Genomic DNA, 15,864 nt, shown 5'->3' with positions numbered 1-15,864 from the left:
GCAAGCTTCTGCTTGCTTATTTTTTGTAAGGTAATTCAATTGAATATAATTTAAGTGATCTTTTACATTTAAATATTAATTAGCTTTCTATTCAACTTATAATTAAACTGACAAAATAAGTACTAACATATTCTCAATTTTGTATAGTTTTCAAGAACGTGTCTTTTGAGAAGGCACCACCAACCGAACAAACAAAGGAAAAACTACAATCCCGGCAATCAACATCAAAAATCCATCCGACACAAGTTCCACAAACGTTGTCTGAATCACATAAATCGCAATCAGCAGTATATAACTCACCAAAAATATCAATCCAGAACTTCTCTTCTCAAACGGCTTCTCCAAAAAAATCAGCATAAACAGCCCCGCCATTATAATCAAAAAAGTCATATACCTTGATAGCCTCCTCTTCATTGATCCCAATCTCCACATTGTACAGATATTTCTCCAATCGCAACATATCTCTCCCTAAAATTAAGCAAAAAGTAGCGGAAATATAAGGTTTCATGGACAAAATTTGACCGAAACTGTACAAAAAACCTCCACCCAAATCAAAATCACATCTTCCCATTTGTGACTTCCTCATATATAGTAAGATTAGACTAGTTCTAAATAACTGAAATTGGGGCGTTTACATGGATTCGATTGTTTTACATTTTATTGTGATCATGAGTGTTTCTGGCATTCTGTCCGTGATATTATCAATCATTGCTCATGCGAACCGCCACCGGTATATTGGCTGTCAATTGTTTATGTACATGTCTGGAGCAACTGCGATTTATATCTTTGGGCACACATTTGAATTATTAGCAAGTACACCTAGGGAGATTATGTTCTGGGTTTGTTTTCAATACATAGGTCTTCCGTTCATCGCGCCATTCAGTCTGATGATTGTGCTGCAATTTACGGGGTTCCATCAATATTTCACAAAGCGCCGCGTGCTTCTCATCTTACTGATTCCAACTCTCACCACCATTATGGTGTTCACCAACTCTTTTCATTCACTCTTTTATCGAAGCATTACGATGAATCCAGTAGACGGATTTTTATTGGCTGACTTTACGATTGGCTATTGGTATATCATTCATGGCGTCTATACGTTTGGCTGTTCGATGCTCGCTATTTTTATGCTGGTTTGGTTTTTGCGTGTGACAAAAAAAGAGTATTTAAAGCAGATCCTTATTTTGCTAGTGGGCATGTTACTGCCAATCACGACATCTTTTATCTATTTATTAGGCGTGACACCTCTCCATATTGATCCGGTACCTGTGGTGATGTTTTTAACCAATGCGCTCTATTTATGGGCGATTATGTCGTTCCAGCTCTTTAAGCTCTCTCCCATTGCAATGGAGCGTGTGTTTGAGCATATGTCTGAGGGAGTTCTCATTTTAGATCGATACCGAACACTCATAGACTACAATCCCGCTGCTGCATCGATCATTCCAGCCCTTTCTAATAAAAAGGGGATTGGTTTTAAAATAGACGATATATTCTCAGGGTTCATCAAAGATCATGACTTCATTCAATGGCTGCGTTCTCCGCAGGATCATTCGCAATATGATTTAATGTTGGAAAGGGAAAAAGATCATTCCAGCTATTATCACTTGACCGCATCGTCTCTATTTAATAGAAGAGGAGAGGTCGAGGGCAGGCAAATTGTGATCAGTGATGTAACAGAGCAGCGTTTATTGCAGGAAGAGCTGGAGCGTCGTGCGTATATTGATGGATTGACGAATATCTTCAATCGTTCTTCATTTATTGAACGAACGCAGATGATCCTGGAAGAGGATGCGCAGGATACGGCTGTTATGCTGTTCGACATTGATTTCTTTAAACAAATCAATGACACGCACGGACATCATATTGGAGACGAGGCGCTGCGTCATGTTGTCACCATTTGTCAGCAGCATTTACAAATGGACGATTTATTCGGTCGATATGGCGGAGAAGAGTTTGCTATTTGTCTGCCGCATCATTCTTTTGAAGAGGCCTGTCATATCGCAGAGCGAATTAGACATTCGTTTGAGGTGAGTTTTTTTGAGAATGATGAGGAAAAAGTGCGGGTGACAGCAAGCTTTGGAATTGCTCACACAGCTTATGATCCCAATGTATTAGAAACTCTTCTATTTGAAGCGGACCAAGCCTTGTATATGTCAAAACGCCAAGGACGCAACCGTATTTATGCATCTACTGGAGCGGACTATATGCTTTATGAAGAGAATTGATCTACCACTTGCTTCTCATTGACGGTTGTCCTAACATTCGATATGATAAACATAACATTTGAACGGTTTCCTAAAGGGGAGTAGCTTTTACGGTCTGGTCGTCATTACAGAAACATTCGTTGTTTCTCGGCCATTCCGGCATGAACAATGTTAGCCAGACCTTTGCCTATCACACATGAGGCAAAGGTCTGGCTATTTTTAAGGTCTTTTTGCATCTGTGTGATAGAGAAGCAGAACCGATGCTTTTAATCCCACAGATGAAAGGATGATCGATCTTGAAAAAATATGTGATGGCTTTCCTATTTTCCGGAACGCTTGTATTAAGCGGGTGCTCCAGCTTACTTAATCAAGTCAACGATACAACCACATATGTCACTGAGGTAAATGAGTATGTGACAGACATTCAGCAATTTACAGAGGACTTTCCAAAACTCGCTGAAGAAGCTGTGAAAAACGCCACCAAAAAGGCAGAATTAACCCAGCAGCTAGAATCATTGAAGGCAGACATTCAAGAATTTAATGAAGTCACAGCGCCAAAAATAGCAGAAGACCTACATGCGCAGATCATTGAAAAAAATGAAGTGCTGTCAGAGGAAATTCAGACGTATTTACAGCAATTGAAAGCAGACAACATCGACATTGCTGCCATGCTTGAGGAACAGCAAGGGTTGATCAAGCAGCTTCATCAGTCCGTTAATCTATTGCAGGACATTGAACAATTAACAAACTAAAGCAAACACGATAGAGTGTATTCAGCATATCTTTGCCTTTTCGGGTGGAGATATGCTTTAATTTAGGTAAAGACAAGTCATATTAGAAAAAAGGTGATCACATGACAGAACATGAAGAAAGACATATGGCTTCGCCTAGAGCCGAGAAGGAAAAAGACCAATTGATTAATCGGTTGAAACGAGTGGAAGGACAAGTGCGGGGGATTCAGCAAATGATTGAAAACGATCGTTACTGTATAGATGTTGTGAATCAAATCTCGGCCGTCAATGCGGCTTTGAAAAAGGTCAGTCTTCATTTGATGGAAAAGCATACACATCATTGCGTAGCAGATGCAATCAAGAGCGGCAATGGGGATGAAGCCATTGAAGAGTTAATGACGGTCTTTACGAAACTGACAAAATCGTAGCATTTATGTTTACATTGATACCCTACTAGGGTATAGTAAATTGTAGAAATTGATTGATGGAGGCGATGAGAAGTGGAACAAGCAACACTTCAAGTGCAGGGCATGTCTTGCGGACATTGCGTGAAAGCAGTCGAAGGAAATGTAGGAGAACTAGCAGGTGTTGAATCTGTGAAAGTTCATTTAGACAAAGGAGAGGTGGAAGTCTCATTTCACCCAGATCAAGTCACGTTGCACCGTATCTCTGATGTAATTGAAGAACAGGGATATGATGTCGTATAAATGAACATACGTGCTGCATAACAGCACGTATTTTTTTCAAAATATAATACCCCCATGGTGTATATGGAGAGGTGAGATTAATGAAGAAGGAAATCGACTTTCAAATTACGGGAATGACGTGTGCTGCCTGTGCAGGGCGTATTGAAAAAGGCCTAAACAGGCTGGAAGGCGTGGAGGATGCCAATGTGAATTTGGCGCTGGAAACATCTCATATTGTGTATGAAGCAGAACAACTCACACCAGATGATCTCAAGCAAAAAATTCAATCCCTCGGCTACGATGTAGTGATGGAGCAAGCAGAATTTGATATAGAGGGAATGACGTGTGCAGCTTGTGCCAACCGAATTGAGAAAAAAATCAATCGTATGGATGGTGTCGATCACGGATCTGTGAACTTTGCGCTGGAGACCCTTCAGGTCACGTATCACCCAGGACAGACGTCTACAAGTGGTATAAAGGATGTGGTTCAGTCCATTGGGTATTCTTTAATTGAACCAGCTGTAGACGATGCAGAGGAAGGAAAGAAAGATCATCGCCAAGCAGCAATAGAGAAGCAGACGGCGCGCTTTCTATTTTCAATGATCCTGTCACTGCCGCTTCTTTGGGCAATGGTCAGCCATTTTTCTTTCACGTCTTTTATTTGGCTGCCTGAAGCGTTCATGAATCCTTGGGTTCAGCTGGCGTTAGCAGCACCCGTTCAGTTTATTGTCGGCTGGCCCTTCTATGTAGGTGCGTATAAAGCGTTACGTAATAAAAGTGCCAACATGGATGTTCTTGTTGCACTTGGGACATCAGCTGCGTTTTTCTATAGTTTATATGAAAGCATTCAGTCAGCGGTTCAAGGCACACATGAGGCAGCCCTCTATTATGAAACAAGTGCTGTACTCATTACGTTGATCGTACTCGGAAAATTAATGGAAGCAAGAGCAAAAGGGAGATCATCAGAAGCGATTCAAAAGCTGATGGGTTTACAAGCGAAAGAAGCGGTCATTGAGCGAGATGGGAAAGAGATGACCGTGCCTATTACTGAAGTGAAAGTAAATGACCTTGTGTTTGTCAAACCGGGAGAGAAAGTACCGGTCGATGGAGAGATCGTGGAGGGCACAACCGCAATCGATGAGTCCATGATAACTGGCGAAAGTTTGCCTGTTGATAAAACGGCTGGTGATTCGGTCATCGGGGCAACCATCAATAAAAATGGGTTTGTAAAAGTGAAAGCGACAAAGGTTGGGAAAGAGACCGCCCTTTCACAAATTATCCGAGTCGTAGAACAAGCACAGGGCTCAAAAGCACCGATTCAAAGGATGGCCGATCAAATATCAGGGATATTCGTTCCCATCGTTGTAGGAATTGCAGTGCTCACGTTCATAATCTGGTTCTTCTTTGTTGATCCAGGAAATGTGACAGCAGCCCTTGAAACCTTTATAGCGGTCATCGTCATCGCATGTCCGTGTGCACTTGGTCTTGCTACACCAACCTCGATTATGGCTGGAAGCGGCCGTGCCGCTGAATCAGGCATCCTGTTTAAAGGCGGGGAGCATTTAGAAGTGACTGAATCACTCGACACGGTAGTGTTAGATAAAACGGGAACTGTGACAAAAGGGGAACCGAGTCTGACAGATGTGCAGGCATATGCTAAGTGGACAGAAGATGCATTGCTGCAGTTAGCAGGATCAGTAGAACAGCAGTCGGAACACCCGCTTGCTAGAGCGATCACAGATGGAATGAAGGAACAAGGTCTTGAAGCGGTCGAGATTGATGCCTTCCAAGCGGACCCAGGTCATGGGATTGAAGCAAAGGCAGCAGGACACAAGCTTTTGATTGGAACGCGTAAGCTATTGCAGAAACATCATATCCCATATGATCAAGTCGAAGCATCCGTCACAACGCTGGAGCAGCAGGGGAAAACGGCTATGCTTGTCGCAATTGACGGCGAAGTCGCCGGCATTGTCGCAGTCGCAGATACGATCAAATCGTCCTCCCCTCAAGCAATCAAGCGTCTGAAAGAGCAAGGGATTCACGTCGTGATGATGACAGGTGATAACAAGCTGACAGCAGAGGCGATTGCGAAACAGGCGGGCATTGATCATGTCATTGCTGAAGTTCTGCCTGAGGAAAAGGCGGCACACATTGCGGCGCTTCAGGAACAAGGAAAGAAAGTCGCCATGGTCGGAGACGGCATCAATGATGCACCGGCCCTTGCAACAGCAAATATAGGGATGGCAGTTGGAACAGGGACAGATGTCGCCATGGAAGCAGCAGATATCACGCTCATGACAGGAGACCTCCATGCCATTGCGGATGCGCTTGAATTTAGCAAAAAAACAATGAGAAACATCAAGCAAAATCTTTTTTGGGCGCTTGCTTATAATTGTATCGGGATACCGATAGCTGCTTTAGGCCTTCTTGCGCCATGGCTTGCAGGAGCAGCAATGGCCTTTAGCTCTGTGTCGGTTGTATTGAACGCGCTCAGATTGCAGCGATTGAAACCGGTTAGAGAGGGAGTGGCACAATGAAACTGAATGTCAAATGGGTTTGGACGATGAGTGCATTGTTCTACGTTGCTCTTGTTCTCATTGGTTATGCGATATACGGTAGACTTTAACCACAACAAGTTACACCAAGTGAATAATTGCAAAACCAGTAGACTTCGCCCAAAAGCGAAGTCTTTTTTTAACAATTTTGTGGAAAAACCCACCTTTTAAAAGATTTTTCATAAAAAATTCACTTCTTTTTGTTCCTTTTTGTCGTTTTTTGTAGTTTCATCGTTAAGATGCGATTAAGCAACAAAGAAAGCGTTATCAAAAAAAGGGGGTTCACGTATGAAAAAGTTAGGGTTAGCTTCTCAAATACTCATCGCGCTTGTTCTGGGTGTTATCGTGGGAGCACTGTTTTATCAAAATGAAACCGTTATTAATGTGTTAACGCCGATTGGCGATATATTCATCCATTTAATTAAAATGATCGTTCTTCCAATTGTTATTGCTGCGTTGATTGTAGCAGTAGCTGGTGTAGGAGATATGAAAACCATCGGGAGGCTCGGTGGAAAAACGATTCTTTACTTCGAAATTGTGACAACGATTGCATTAGCAGTAGGACTGCTTGCAGCAAACGTCTTCCATCCTGGTACAGGAATTGACATGAGCAACATGGAAAAAGGCGATATCTCTAAATATGAAGAGACATCAAAAGCTTCTTCCGAAAAAGCAAGTTTCTCTGAAACAATTGTGCATCTAGTGCCAACAAACGTGTTCCAATCTATTGCAGAAGGTGATCTATTACCAACGATCTTCTTTACCGTCTTATTCGGATTAGGAATTGCCGCAGTAGGAGACAAAGGAAAACCAGTGTTAGGATTCTTTGAGGGGATACTCGAAGCCATGTTCTGGGTGACCAATAAAGTGATGAAGTTTGCACCATTTGGTGTATTCGCGCTCATCAGTGTGACGGTGATCAAATTCGGGGTCGGAGCGCTTCTCCCGCTAGGTAAGCTGGTACTTGTCGTTTACGGCACAATGGCATTCTTCGTGATTGTCGTACTTGGCATTATCGCAAAATTAGCTGGAACAAGCGTCTTTACACTATTTAGAGTGCTAAAAGAAGAAATCATTCTTGCATTCTCAACAGCAAGTTCAGAAGCTGTACTTCCTAGACTAATGGATAAAATGGAGAAGTTCGGCTGCCCGAAAGCGATCACGTCGTTCGTTATCCCAACAGGCTACACCTTTAACCTAGATGGAAGTGCCATCTATCAATCCATTGCCGCCATATTTGTTGCACAAATGTATGGCATGCCACTTTCCATCTATGAGCAAATTACGTTACTATTAATCTTGATGCTGACATCTAAAGGAATGGCTGGTGTACCAGGTGCATCCATCGTTGTTGTCATCACAACACTTGGTGCAATGGGACTGCCGCTTGAAGGACTTGCCTTCATCGTTGGGATCGACCGTATTCTTGACATGGTTCGTACAACTGTTAACGTATTTGGTAACTCACTTGCAGCCATTGTCATGTCTAAGTGGGAAAAAGTGTTTGATCAAGAGAAATCGAAGAAGTATATTGAGGAATTAAAACAACAAACAAAAGCAGCGTAAAAGGAGATCTTTTCAAATGACGAAGCTACAGGACAAGCAAGTTCGAATCGAACGAGACTTTCTAGGTGAAAAGGAAGTAGACACTCAAGCGTATTATGGAATTCAAACATTACGTGCAGTAGAGAACTTTCCAATTACTGGCTACCATGTTCATGAGGAACTCATCAAAGCATTAGGGATTGTCAAAAAAGCAGCCGCACTTGCAAATATGGATACAAAACGACTCTATTCTGGTCTTGGAGAAAAAATTGTTCAAGCCGCAGATGAGGTTATTGAAGGAAAATGGAACAATCAATTTATTGTCGATCCAATTCAAGGCGGGGCTGGCACTTCAATGAATATGAATGCCAATGAAGTCATTGCTAACAGAGCGCTTGAACTACTAGGAAAGGAAAAAGGCGCTTATACTGAGCTAAGTCCAAACACGCATGTGAACATGTCTCAGTCAACAAACGACGTTTTCCCAACAGCGATTCATATTTCAACATTGAATATGATTGAAAAACTACTTTATACGATGGAAAACATGCATCAAGTCATGACAGAAAAAGCACAAGAATTCGATCATGTGATCAAAATGGGACGTACGCATCTTCAGGACGCTGTTCCAATCAGACTTGGTCAAGAGTTTAGTGCTTATGCAAAGGTTCTTGCTCGTGATATTAAACGTATCAAGCAGTCTAAACAGCATTTATATGAAGTCAATATGGGTGCAACAGCAGTCGGAACTGGCCTGAATGCTGATCCTAAATATATTCGCCAAGTGGTCGGCTATCTATCTGACATTAGCGGATTACCGTTAGTTGGAGCAGAAGACTTAGTCGATGCCACGCAAAATACGGATGCTTATACTGAAGTATCAGCTGCACTGAAAGTATGTATGATGAATATGTCCAAAATGGCGAACGATATTCGCTTGATGGCATCAGGTCCAAGAGCAGGCTTTGGTGAGCTTCACTTACCGCCGAGACAGCCAGGTTCATCCATCATGCCAGGGAAAGTCAACCCAGTTATGCCTGAGGTCATGAACCAAGTGGCATTCCAAGTCATCGGAAATGACCACACGATCTGTCTTGCATCAGAGGCTGGTCAGCTTGAACTGAACGTCATGGAGCCAGTTTTAATATTCAACTTACTACAATCTCTCAGCATGATGAAAAATGTATTTGAGTCATTCATGGACAACTGCTTGCGTGATCTAAAAGCAGATGAAACGAGATTAAAAGAATATGTAGAAAAAAGTGCTGGTGTCATGACAGCGGTGAATCCGCATATTGGTTATGAAGCTGCTGCACGAATTGCAAGAGAAGCGATTCTTACAGGCGCATCTGTACGTGAGCTTTGTCTGCAAAATGATGTGTTAACAGAGGAAGAGCTTGACGTCATCTTAAATCCTTTTGAAATGACTAAACCAGGTATTGCTGGCGCATCACTTTTAGAAAAGGATCGTTTAGAAGATTAAGCGGCATCATGAGAAGCGCACACCGACAAAGTTCCGGTGTGCGCTTTTTCATGGATGTTTGTTTTTCTCAAGCTCACATAGTATACTATCGTCAATTATTAGGGATGTGACTGCGTTTGAATCTACTGAAAAAATGGCTAAATACAGAGCCTTATTTAATTGTGATGCTCATTGTACTGACACCGATTGGCGGAGAGTTTAAATTTTATCCATTTGAGGACAGCTTTCGGGTCAGCTTTGGAACCGTTGTCTTTTTCTTTATCCTGCTTCAAATGAAAAAATTCCCGGCATGGGCGAGCGGTATCATTGCAGGGGTTTCTGTTTTTGCGTTTCGCGTGCTCCTTGATATAGCCGTCACAGGTCATCTTCCTCTGGAAGAAGCGGTTTCGTTAAGATTTCCTCCTCTGCTTTATTACGTCGTCTACGGCACGCTCTTTTATTTATTAAAGGTCAGACGTTTCCGCGATCAGCCTTGGCTGATTGGAGCGACAGGCATCATCATGGAGCTATGTGCGAGCGTTGTTGAAATGATTGCACTTCGTGGTACCATCGATGAAATTTTAACGATGCGGACGCTGTTTCAACTGTTCGTTTTAGCGATTTTCAGAAGCTTTTTCGTGTTGGCTTGTTATACAATGATTCGATTATATGAAGAGCAGGCGAGGGAGCGTCAGATGAAAAAGGAAAAGGAACATCTGCTCATGCTCCTGTCTAACCTATATACGGAATCTACATACTTTCATAAAACACTTGCACATGCTGAGCACATTACTGCGACTTCCTACCAATTGTATCAATCCCTGCATCACGCAAAGGATACGGAATCTTTGGATTTGAAAAAGCTCGGAAAAACAGCCCTGCAAATCGCAGGAGAGGTGCATGAGATCAAAAAGGATAACCAGCGGATTTTTTCTGCCTTATCAAAGCTGATTCATGAAGAAAATTTTCAGGCGTATGCAAGTCCTGCGCATATTGCTGGGCTTGTGATCCGTATTCATGAAAATTACGCAGAATCTCTTAAAAAAAACGTTGTCTTTCATTATGATGAAGATGGGCAGCATCCCGTCTATCACGTGTATACCATTCTATCTTTGTTAAATAATATCGTTTCCAATGCTGTCGAAGCCATTCCGGTGGATGGTGAGGTGTCACTCTCTATTTCCCAGAAAGAGAACCATGTGATCTTTCAAATTAGTGACAACGGACCTGGCATTAAAGAGCGTAATCATCATGTGATTTTTAAGCCTGGCTTTACTTTAAAATACGATCAGGCTGGGAATCCATCAAGTGGTATCGGTCTTTCCTATGTAAAGGATACAGCGGAGAAGCTTGGTGGAAGTGTTGAGATGAAGAGTATCCCAAATAAACAAACGACTTTCACGTTAACAATACCAATGGATCAAGTCAGTAGAAAAGAGGGGATTGGGAGATGAGATTTTTTATTGTGGATGACGATGAAGCCGTGCGTTCTTCACTCGCTCAGCTCATTGAAGATGAAGAGCTTGGCTTTGTCGCAGGAGAAGCAGAGGATGGCGCAGAGTTAACAGCAAGCTACTTAAATGATTTGCACATTGATATCTTATGTATTGATCTATTGATGCCGGAAAGAGACGGTCTTGAAACGATTCGAGCTATAAAGGATGAGTTTCATGGGAAATACTTAATGCTTTCACAGGTAGAAACAAAGGAATTAATCGGTCAGGCGTATACGCTTGGTGTCGAGTATTATGTGACAAAGCCAATCAATCGTGTAGAGGTGTTAAGTGTGCTCCACCTCATGATTGAGCGGCTTCATTTAGAGCATTCCATTGAAAATATTCAGCACTCACTCAAATCTGTCATGCAGTTTCAGCAGCGCGGTCAGACGAAAACGAAGCAGCGAGGGAAAACGCTTGCAGAGGCAGGTCAGTTCTTGCTAGCAGAGCTTGGGATTGTGGGTGAAAAGGGATCTAAAGATTTATTAGATATGATTCTCTTCACAGATCAGTATTTAGCGCTGCATACCGAACATCATGATTCCTTTCCTTCTTTAAAGGTCATTTTCAATGGTGTCACGGAGGATAAATTAAATGAGCCTTACACATCGGCAGACATTGCAAGAGAAGCGAAGGCAGCGGAACAGCGGGTGAGGCGTGCGATCAACCAATCCTTGAAACACATCGCTTCACTTGGGTTAACTGATTTTTCTCATCCGACTTTTGAAAATTACGCATCTAAATTCTTTGATTTCACTATCGTGCGAAAGAAAATGAGTGAATTAACAAAAGAGACGAGTGGTCGAGAAGAACATACCCGTATCAATGTGAAGAAATTTGTGCAAGTACTCTATTACGAAGCAAAACGTATTTTTATGGAAGATTAAAAAAAGACATGCTCCCTTATGAGGGAGACATGTCTTTTTTGGTGATGGATTGCAGGTGCATCAGCAGTACGGAGCGTATGAGCTGAGGCGGTAAGCGATGAGGTTGCAAGATTCCATTCAATGCAAGCCCGTTGATGACCGCATAAAGCCGCTCAGTTTCGACGAAAAGATCGATATCATCAAGCAAAAGTCCATCTTCTTTTAATGTCATTAAACAAGATTGGGTCATTTGGAAAAGCTCGTCATACATTTTTGCATTGAGCGGCTGTAAATCAGGTTCAGTCATCGATTTGACTGTAAAAGCCTGCCACACCTCCATTTCAAATCTTCGTTCTTCATCAAGTGGAAGAACCTGTTCTAATAACGCGAGGACATTTTCTTCCGTTGAACCGTTCAGCTGAAGTTCAGTCATCCGCTCTTTGACTCTTTCCTGAATCAATGTCATAGAGAACAGAAATAGCTCCAGCTGTGTGGAGAAATAATGACGCATAGAGCCCGCTGAAATGCCAGCTTCTACCGCTACTTTTCGTACAGAAGCGTTCTCCAATCCATCCTGTTTAATCACTCTCATAGCAGCTTGAGCGACTTTTTGTTTTTGTTTATGGTGATCGACGATTTTTGGCATACATTGATTTTAGCACAGCTATTGTTTTTTTAACACAGTTGTGTTATTTTTTATTTAATACAATTGTGTTAAAAAGGATGTGGGGAATATTGGTCGGGTTATTGATTGTCGCATGTGAAATTGGCTTTTGGCTGTTTATTCTGGTGGGGTTAACACTGCGTTATGTGTTTAAACAGAAAAAGTGGGGCGCCTTCTTTCTCATTTGTACACCGATTTTGGATCTCATTCTTCTGGTAGCGACGTATTTGGATTTAAGACAGGGGGCTGTGGCGAGTGTCATTCATGGGCTCGCGGCTGTTTATATTGGGGTGAGTCTTGCTTTTGGTCATCAGATGGTGAAATGGGCAGATGTCCGGTTTGCTTATCGATTTGCAGGAGGCCCGAGGCCAAAGGGAAAACCAAAGTACGGTAAAGAGCGTTCTGTATATGAAATGGTCGGCTGGACGCGGCATTTAATCTCTTATGTCATCGGAGCGGGACTGTTATATGGATTGACCTATCTCATCCAAGCACCAGAACGAACGGAATCGTTGGTACAGCTTGTCAGTATGTGGGGGATGGTCTTAGCCATTGATTTCGTCATTAGCATCAGCTACGTCATTTGGCCGAAAAAACACCCAGAAAATATAGCAGGCTAACAAAAAAGACAGGCGGGTTCACTCCACCTGTCTTTTCTTATGATGACAATCCTTTGTAAATGGTGTCAATATTCCATTTCATCATCTTATAGTAGCTGTCTCCATCTTCACCTTTCTTACCAATGGAGTCAGTGAATACTTTTCCTTTAATCGGAACACCGGTTTCCTCAGATAGACTTTCGAGACTGCGTTGATCGACACTTGTTTCGAGAAAGAGCGCAGGCACTTGATGATCTTTGACGAAATGAATGATGCGCTTCATTTGTCCAGGTGTCCCTTCATTCTCTGTGTTAATTTCCCAAATGTAGCCTGCCTTCAGTCCATAAGCATCTGCAAAATACTTGAAGGCTCCCTCACTTGTCACAAGACGCTTTTTGTCTTTTGGCAGCTGGCCGAACTTGTCTTTTGCTTCATCGTGAAGCGCTTGAAGCTTTTTGATATAGGCTTCTGCATTTTTTTCGTAATCCTCTTGATGCTCAGGATCCGCTTTAATAAGTGCATCTCTGGTATTTTTAGCATACAGAATCCCATTTTCGACATTTAGCCAAGCATGTGGGTCCTGCTGGCTTTCTAGTCCTTTTGAAGATAAATGTTTTACTTTGACGCCTTTACTCATTTCAGCTACAGGTGCATCATCCCCGTCCTTGCCACTCGATTCGAGCAACTTTTGAAACCAGCCATTCCCTGTTTCAAGGTTTAAACCATTATATAGAACAAGGTCTGCATCCGTTGTATGCTGAACATCCTTTGGCAGTGGATCAAATTCATGTGGGTCTGTACCAATGGGAACAATGCTGTGAATAGAGACGTGCTCTCCGCCTACTTCCTTCACAATGTCATAAAGAATGGAGTAGGTCGTGACGACTTTTAATGTGCCGTCATCTTTGCCGGAATTAGTTTGCTTACTAGAACAGCCTGTGATGATCATAAGGGCAATGAATACTGCGGTCAAACGGATTGCAAATACCTTCTTCATATATGTCCTCCTTTTACATAGACGCTTCCTTTTTTAGCTGCGTTCGTTTTCGTTTAGATTTTAATGATCTCCATAGAATTCCTTGTTTTGGTGAAAAGATAAAGGCACTTCCGAATAAAATGGTCGCGACCAGCACGATAGAAGCGCCAGACGACAAGTTATACGTAAAACTAAGCCCAAGTCCGACGACAGCTGATACTGCCCCGAAAAAAGCAGATAGATAGATCATGATCGATAGCCGGTCTGTTAAAAGATACGCAGTGGCTGCCGGCGTAATAAGCATGGCAACGACAAGAATAATCCCAACAGTTTGCAGTGAAGCAACGGTTACAAGGGTCAACAACGTCATGAGAAAATAATGGATCATTCGATTCGGTAAACCGTAAACCGAAGAAATGACCGGATCAAATGAACTAATGAGCAATTCTTTGTAGAAAACGATGACGGCTAGCAGGATAAAAATGCCGATGCCAAGCGTAATCCACATATCAGATGATCGAACAGCTAGAACGTTTCCAAACAAGATATGATATAAATCACTGGAACTTTTCAAAAAGGTGATCAAAATGATCCCAATTGAGAAAAAAGCGGTGAAGACAATCCCAATCGCAGAGTCATTTTTAATACGGCTGTTTTGACTCACGTATCCGATCCCAATCGCTGTTAATACGCCAGTTAAGACGGCCCCGAAGAAAAAGTTAATGCCCAGCATATAAGAGATGGCAACACCTGGTAGGACAGCATGCGAAATGGCGTCTCCCATCAAGGCCATGCCCCGTAAAATGATAAAGCAGCCAATGACCCCGCAAATAATGCCGACCATGACGGATGTAAATAATGCTTTTTGTAAAAACGCATATTCAAAGAGTCCGGTTAAAAATTCCATTACACGTCTCCTCCTGCTGATTTTAAGAATGGTAGCTGCGTTTCATATGCCTCCAGCATGACCTCTGGGCGAAGGATGTCGTGTACCGGTCCAGCTTTAATAAGTTTTTTATTTAACAGAACGAGATGGCTAAAGTAATCATCGGCTTTACTTAAATCATGATGGACCACTAAAATGGTTTTTCCTTCATCTTGTAATTCCTTCAAAATGCGAACCATCGTTTCTTCACTCGCCATATCAATCCCAACAAACGGTTCATCCAAACAGAAGAGCTGTGCATTTTGCGCAAGTGCTCTTGCGAGGAAGACGCGCTGCTGCTGACCGCCGGATAACTCACCAATCTGTCTTTTGGCAAAGTCCTGCATGCCGACTTTTTCTAAACAGTGGTACGCATATGCCCGGTCTTCTTTTTTTGGACGTTTGATCAGGCCGAGCTTCGGATATGTTCCAAGTAGGACGGTATCCAGCACATGAATAGGAAACGTCCAGTCTAGATCATTTCTCTGAGGTACATAGGCAATCTGTTTTCTTACTTGTTTAAAGGGCTGTTCAAAAAAGCGAATATCCCCTTGGTCTTTTTCAATTAAATCCAAACAAGCCTTGAGTAAAGTTGATTTACCGGCACCATTTGGACCTATAATTCCTGTCATTGTTCCTTCCTGTATGGAAAGAGAGATGTTCTCTAAAGCATCCTGCCCGTGATATGAAACATGAAGACGGTCGATTGTTAAAGCATTTGGCATCTCTTGCGGCCCCTTTCAATCATCATTGCACTTCCTAAAGATATATGCATACATTAAATAATTTTGACTAAAGGATGAAATGATTCTCTAATGCTAATTTGTTTCCTTAGGGAAACTTTTATTTCATTCTAAGCGTATGTCCTTCTTTTGTAAAGAGAAAAACTGTACTTATTCTGTCAGAGGTCAAACGATCGTTTTTATGTTATGCGCAGAGCGAGGGACATGAGCTTGGTTTATTGAAAATCCGTGTGACAGAATGGGACATAAAAAAACCATTTATTTCTTCATAAATGATTGACAGAAGATAAGAAATCCTCATATAATAAGGGTAATCCAATATATGAATATATGCTCATATATAAAGCTCTTAATTTTTAATAGGTTGAATCGATCTAGGGAACGTTACTTATCATATAGAAAAAGGTGAGAA

The 15,864-nt window shown here is 42.1% G+C and carries 15 protein-coding genes; 10 read left to right on the top strand and 5 right to left on the bottom strand.

From position 1 onward, the window contains the following. Positions 1–328: 328 nt before the first annotated feature. Positions 329–571, bottom strand: a complete 243-nt coding sequence (locus MHI35_RS15405) for a hypothetical protein (protein WP_144457080.1) — start codon at positions 569–571, stop codon at positions 329–331. A gap of 64 nt (positions 572–635) precedes the next feature. On the opposite strand from MHI35_RS15405, the gene MHI35_RS15400 reads away from it, so the two are divergent. From MHI35_RS15400 to MHI35_RS15360, 9 genes are all read left to right on the top strand, one after another. Then, on the top strand, positions 636–2,225 hold the full coding sequence (locus tag MHI35_RS15400; RefSeq protein ID WP_144521934.1) for a histidine kinase N-terminal 7TM domain-containing diguanylate cyclase: 1,590 nt from the start codon (positions 636–638) through the stop codon (positions 2,223–2,225). Positions 2,226–2,500: 275 nt separating this feature from the next. Next, the gene (locus tag MHI35_RS15395) at positions 2,501–2,956 is read left to right on the top strand and encodes a DUF6376 family protein (RefSeq protein ID WP_144521936.1); all 456 of its coding nucleotides are present in this window, start codon (positions 2,501–2,503) and stop codon (positions 2,954–2,956) included. 101 nt (positions 2,957–3,057) lie between these two features. Then, the gene (locus tag MHI35_RS15390; protein WP_012011272.1) at positions 3,058–3,363 is read left to right on the top strand and encodes a metal-sensing transcriptional repressor; all 306 of its coding nucleotides are present in this window, start codon (positions 3,058–3,060) and stop codon (positions 3,361–3,363) included. A 72-nt stretch (positions 3,364–3,435) separates the two neighbouring features. Then, entirely contained in the window at positions 3,436–3,642 is a 207-nt protein-coding gene (gene copZ / locus MHI35_RS15385; protein ID WP_012011271.1) for a copper chaperone CopZ, read from the top strand. 80 nt (positions 3,643–3,722) lie between these two features. Further along, entirely contained in the window at positions 3,723–6,158 is a 2,436-nt protein-coding gene (locus tag MHI35_RS15380; RefSeq protein WP_144521938.1) for a heavy metal translocating P-type ATPase, read from the top strand. Between the two features lie 306 nt (positions 6,159–6,464). Then, the gene (locus MHI35_RS15375; protein ID WP_003213370.1) at positions 6,465–7,742 is read left to right on the top strand and encodes a cation:dicarboxylate symporter family transporter; all 1,278 of its coding nucleotides are present in this window, start codon (positions 6,465–6,467) and stop codon (positions 7,740–7,742) included. A gap of 16 nt (positions 7,743–7,758) precedes the next feature. Next, positions 7,759–9,204, top strand: coding sequence for an aspartate ammonia-lyase (gene aspA / locus MHI35_RS15370; RefSeq protein WP_088001228.1), 1,446 nt, complete (start codon positions 7,759–7,761; stop codon positions 9,202–9,204). A 116-nt stretch (positions 9,205–9,320) separates the two neighbouring features. Continuing rightward, entirely contained in the window at positions 9,321–10,637 is a 1,317-nt protein-coding gene (locus tag MHI35_RS15365; protein WP_144521942.1) for a sensor histidine kinase, read from the top strand. Further along, positions 10,634–11,566: a response regulator gene (locus MHI35_RS15360; RefSeq protein WP_144521944.1), complete on the top strand. Its 933-nt coding sequence runs from the start codon at positions 10,634–10,636 to the stop codon at positions 11,564–11,566. Before MHI35_RS15365 ends, MHI35_RS15360 begins: the two co-directional genes overlap by 4 nt. A 16-nt stretch (positions 11,567–11,582) precedes the next feature. Here the strand turns inward: MHI35_RS15360 and MHI35_RS15355 are convergent, their stop codons facing one another. Further along, entirely contained in the window at positions 11,583–12,191 is a 609-nt protein-coding gene (locus MHI35_RS15355) for a TetR/AcrR family transcriptional regulator (protein ID WP_211063565.1), read from the bottom strand. Between the two features lie 89 nt (positions 12,192–12,280). Between MHI35_RS15355 and MHI35_RS15350 the strand changes: the two genes are divergently transcribed. Continuing rightward, on the top strand, positions 12,281–12,829 hold the full coding sequence (locus tag MHI35_RS15350; RefSeq protein WP_144521948.1) for a hypothetical protein: 549 nt from the start codon (positions 12,281–12,283) through the stop codon (positions 12,827–12,829). Between the two features lie 37 nt (positions 12,830–12,866). Here the strand turns inward: MHI35_RS15350 and MHI35_RS15345 are convergent, their stop codons facing one another. From MHI35_RS15345 to MHI35_RS15335, 3 genes are read right to left on the bottom strand one after another with little or no spacing between them, the layout of a single operon-like run. Continuing rightward, positions 12,867–13,805, bottom strand: a complete 939-nt coding sequence (locus MHI35_RS15345; protein ID WP_335349299.1) for a metal ABC transporter substrate-binding protein — start codon at positions 13,803–13,805, stop codon at positions 12,867–12,869. 13 nt (positions 13,806–13,818) lie between these two features. Continuing rightward, positions 13,819–14,691 (bottom strand): metal ABC transporter permease, encoded by an 873-nt coding sequence (locus MHI35_RS15340; protein ID WP_335349300.1) that lies wholly within the window; start codon positions 14,689–14,691, stop codon positions 13,819–13,821. After that, a complete protein-coding gene (locus MHI35_RS15335; RefSeq protein WP_144521952.1) occupies positions 14,691–15,434 on the bottom strand; it encodes a metal ABC transporter ATP-binding protein in 744 nt (247 codons plus the stop codon). Before MHI35_RS15335 ends, MHI35_RS15340 begins: the two co-directional genes overlap by 1 nt. Positions 15,435–15,864: the final 430 nt, after the last annotated feature.

The organism is Bacillus sp. FSL K6-3459 (assembly GCF_038003305.1).
In the GTDB taxonomy this organism is placed as follows: Bacteria; Bacillota; Bacilli; order Bacillales; family Bacillaceae; genus Bacillus; species Bacillus pumilus_O.
This window is presented reverse-complemented; position numbering and strand designations above follow the sequence as displayed.

Coding starts and splice junctions, on each gene's coding strand:
- MHI35_RS15405 (WP_144457080.1), bottom strand. CDS start 571: ATGGGAAGATGTGATTTTGATTTGGGTGGAGGTTTTTTGTACAGTTTC.
- MHI35_RS15400 (WP_144521934.1), top strand. CDS start 636: ATGGATTCGATTGTTTTACATTTTATTGTGATCATGAGTGTTTCTGGC.
- MHI35_RS15390 (WP_012011272.1), top strand. CDS start 3,058: ATGACAGAACATGAAGAAAGACATATGGCTTCGCCTAGAGCCGAGAAG.
- MHI35_RS15380 (WP_144521938.1), top strand. CDS start 3,723: ATGAAGAAGGAAATCGACTTTCAAATTACGGGAATGACGTGTGCTGCC.
- MHI35_RS15375 (WP_003213370.1), top strand. CDS start 6,465: ATGAAAAAGTTAGGGTTAGCTTCTCAAATACTCATCGCGCTTGTTCTG.
- aspA (WP_088001228.1), top strand. CDS start 7,759: ATGACGAAGCTACAGGACAAGCAAGTTCGAATCGAACGAGACTTTCTA.
- MHI35_RS15360 (WP_144521944.1), top strand. CDS start 10,634: ATGAGATTTTTTATTGTGGATGACGATGAAGCCGTGCGTTCTTCACTC.
- MHI35_RS15355 (WP_211063565.1), bottom strand. CDS start 12,191: ATGCCAAAAATCGTCGATCACCATAAACAAAAACAAAAAGTCGCTCAA.
- MHI35_RS15345 (WP_335349299.1), bottom strand. CDS start 13,805: ATGAAGAAGGTATTTGCAATCCGTTTGACCGCAGTATTCATTGCCCTT.
- MHI35_RS15340 (WP_335349300.1), bottom strand. CDS start 14,691: ATGGAATTTTTAACCGGACTCTTTGAATATGCGTTTTTACAAAAAGCA.
- MHI35_RS15335 (WP_144521952.1), bottom strand. CDS start 15,434: ATGCCAAATGCTTTAACAATCGACCGTCTTCATGTTTCATATCACGGG.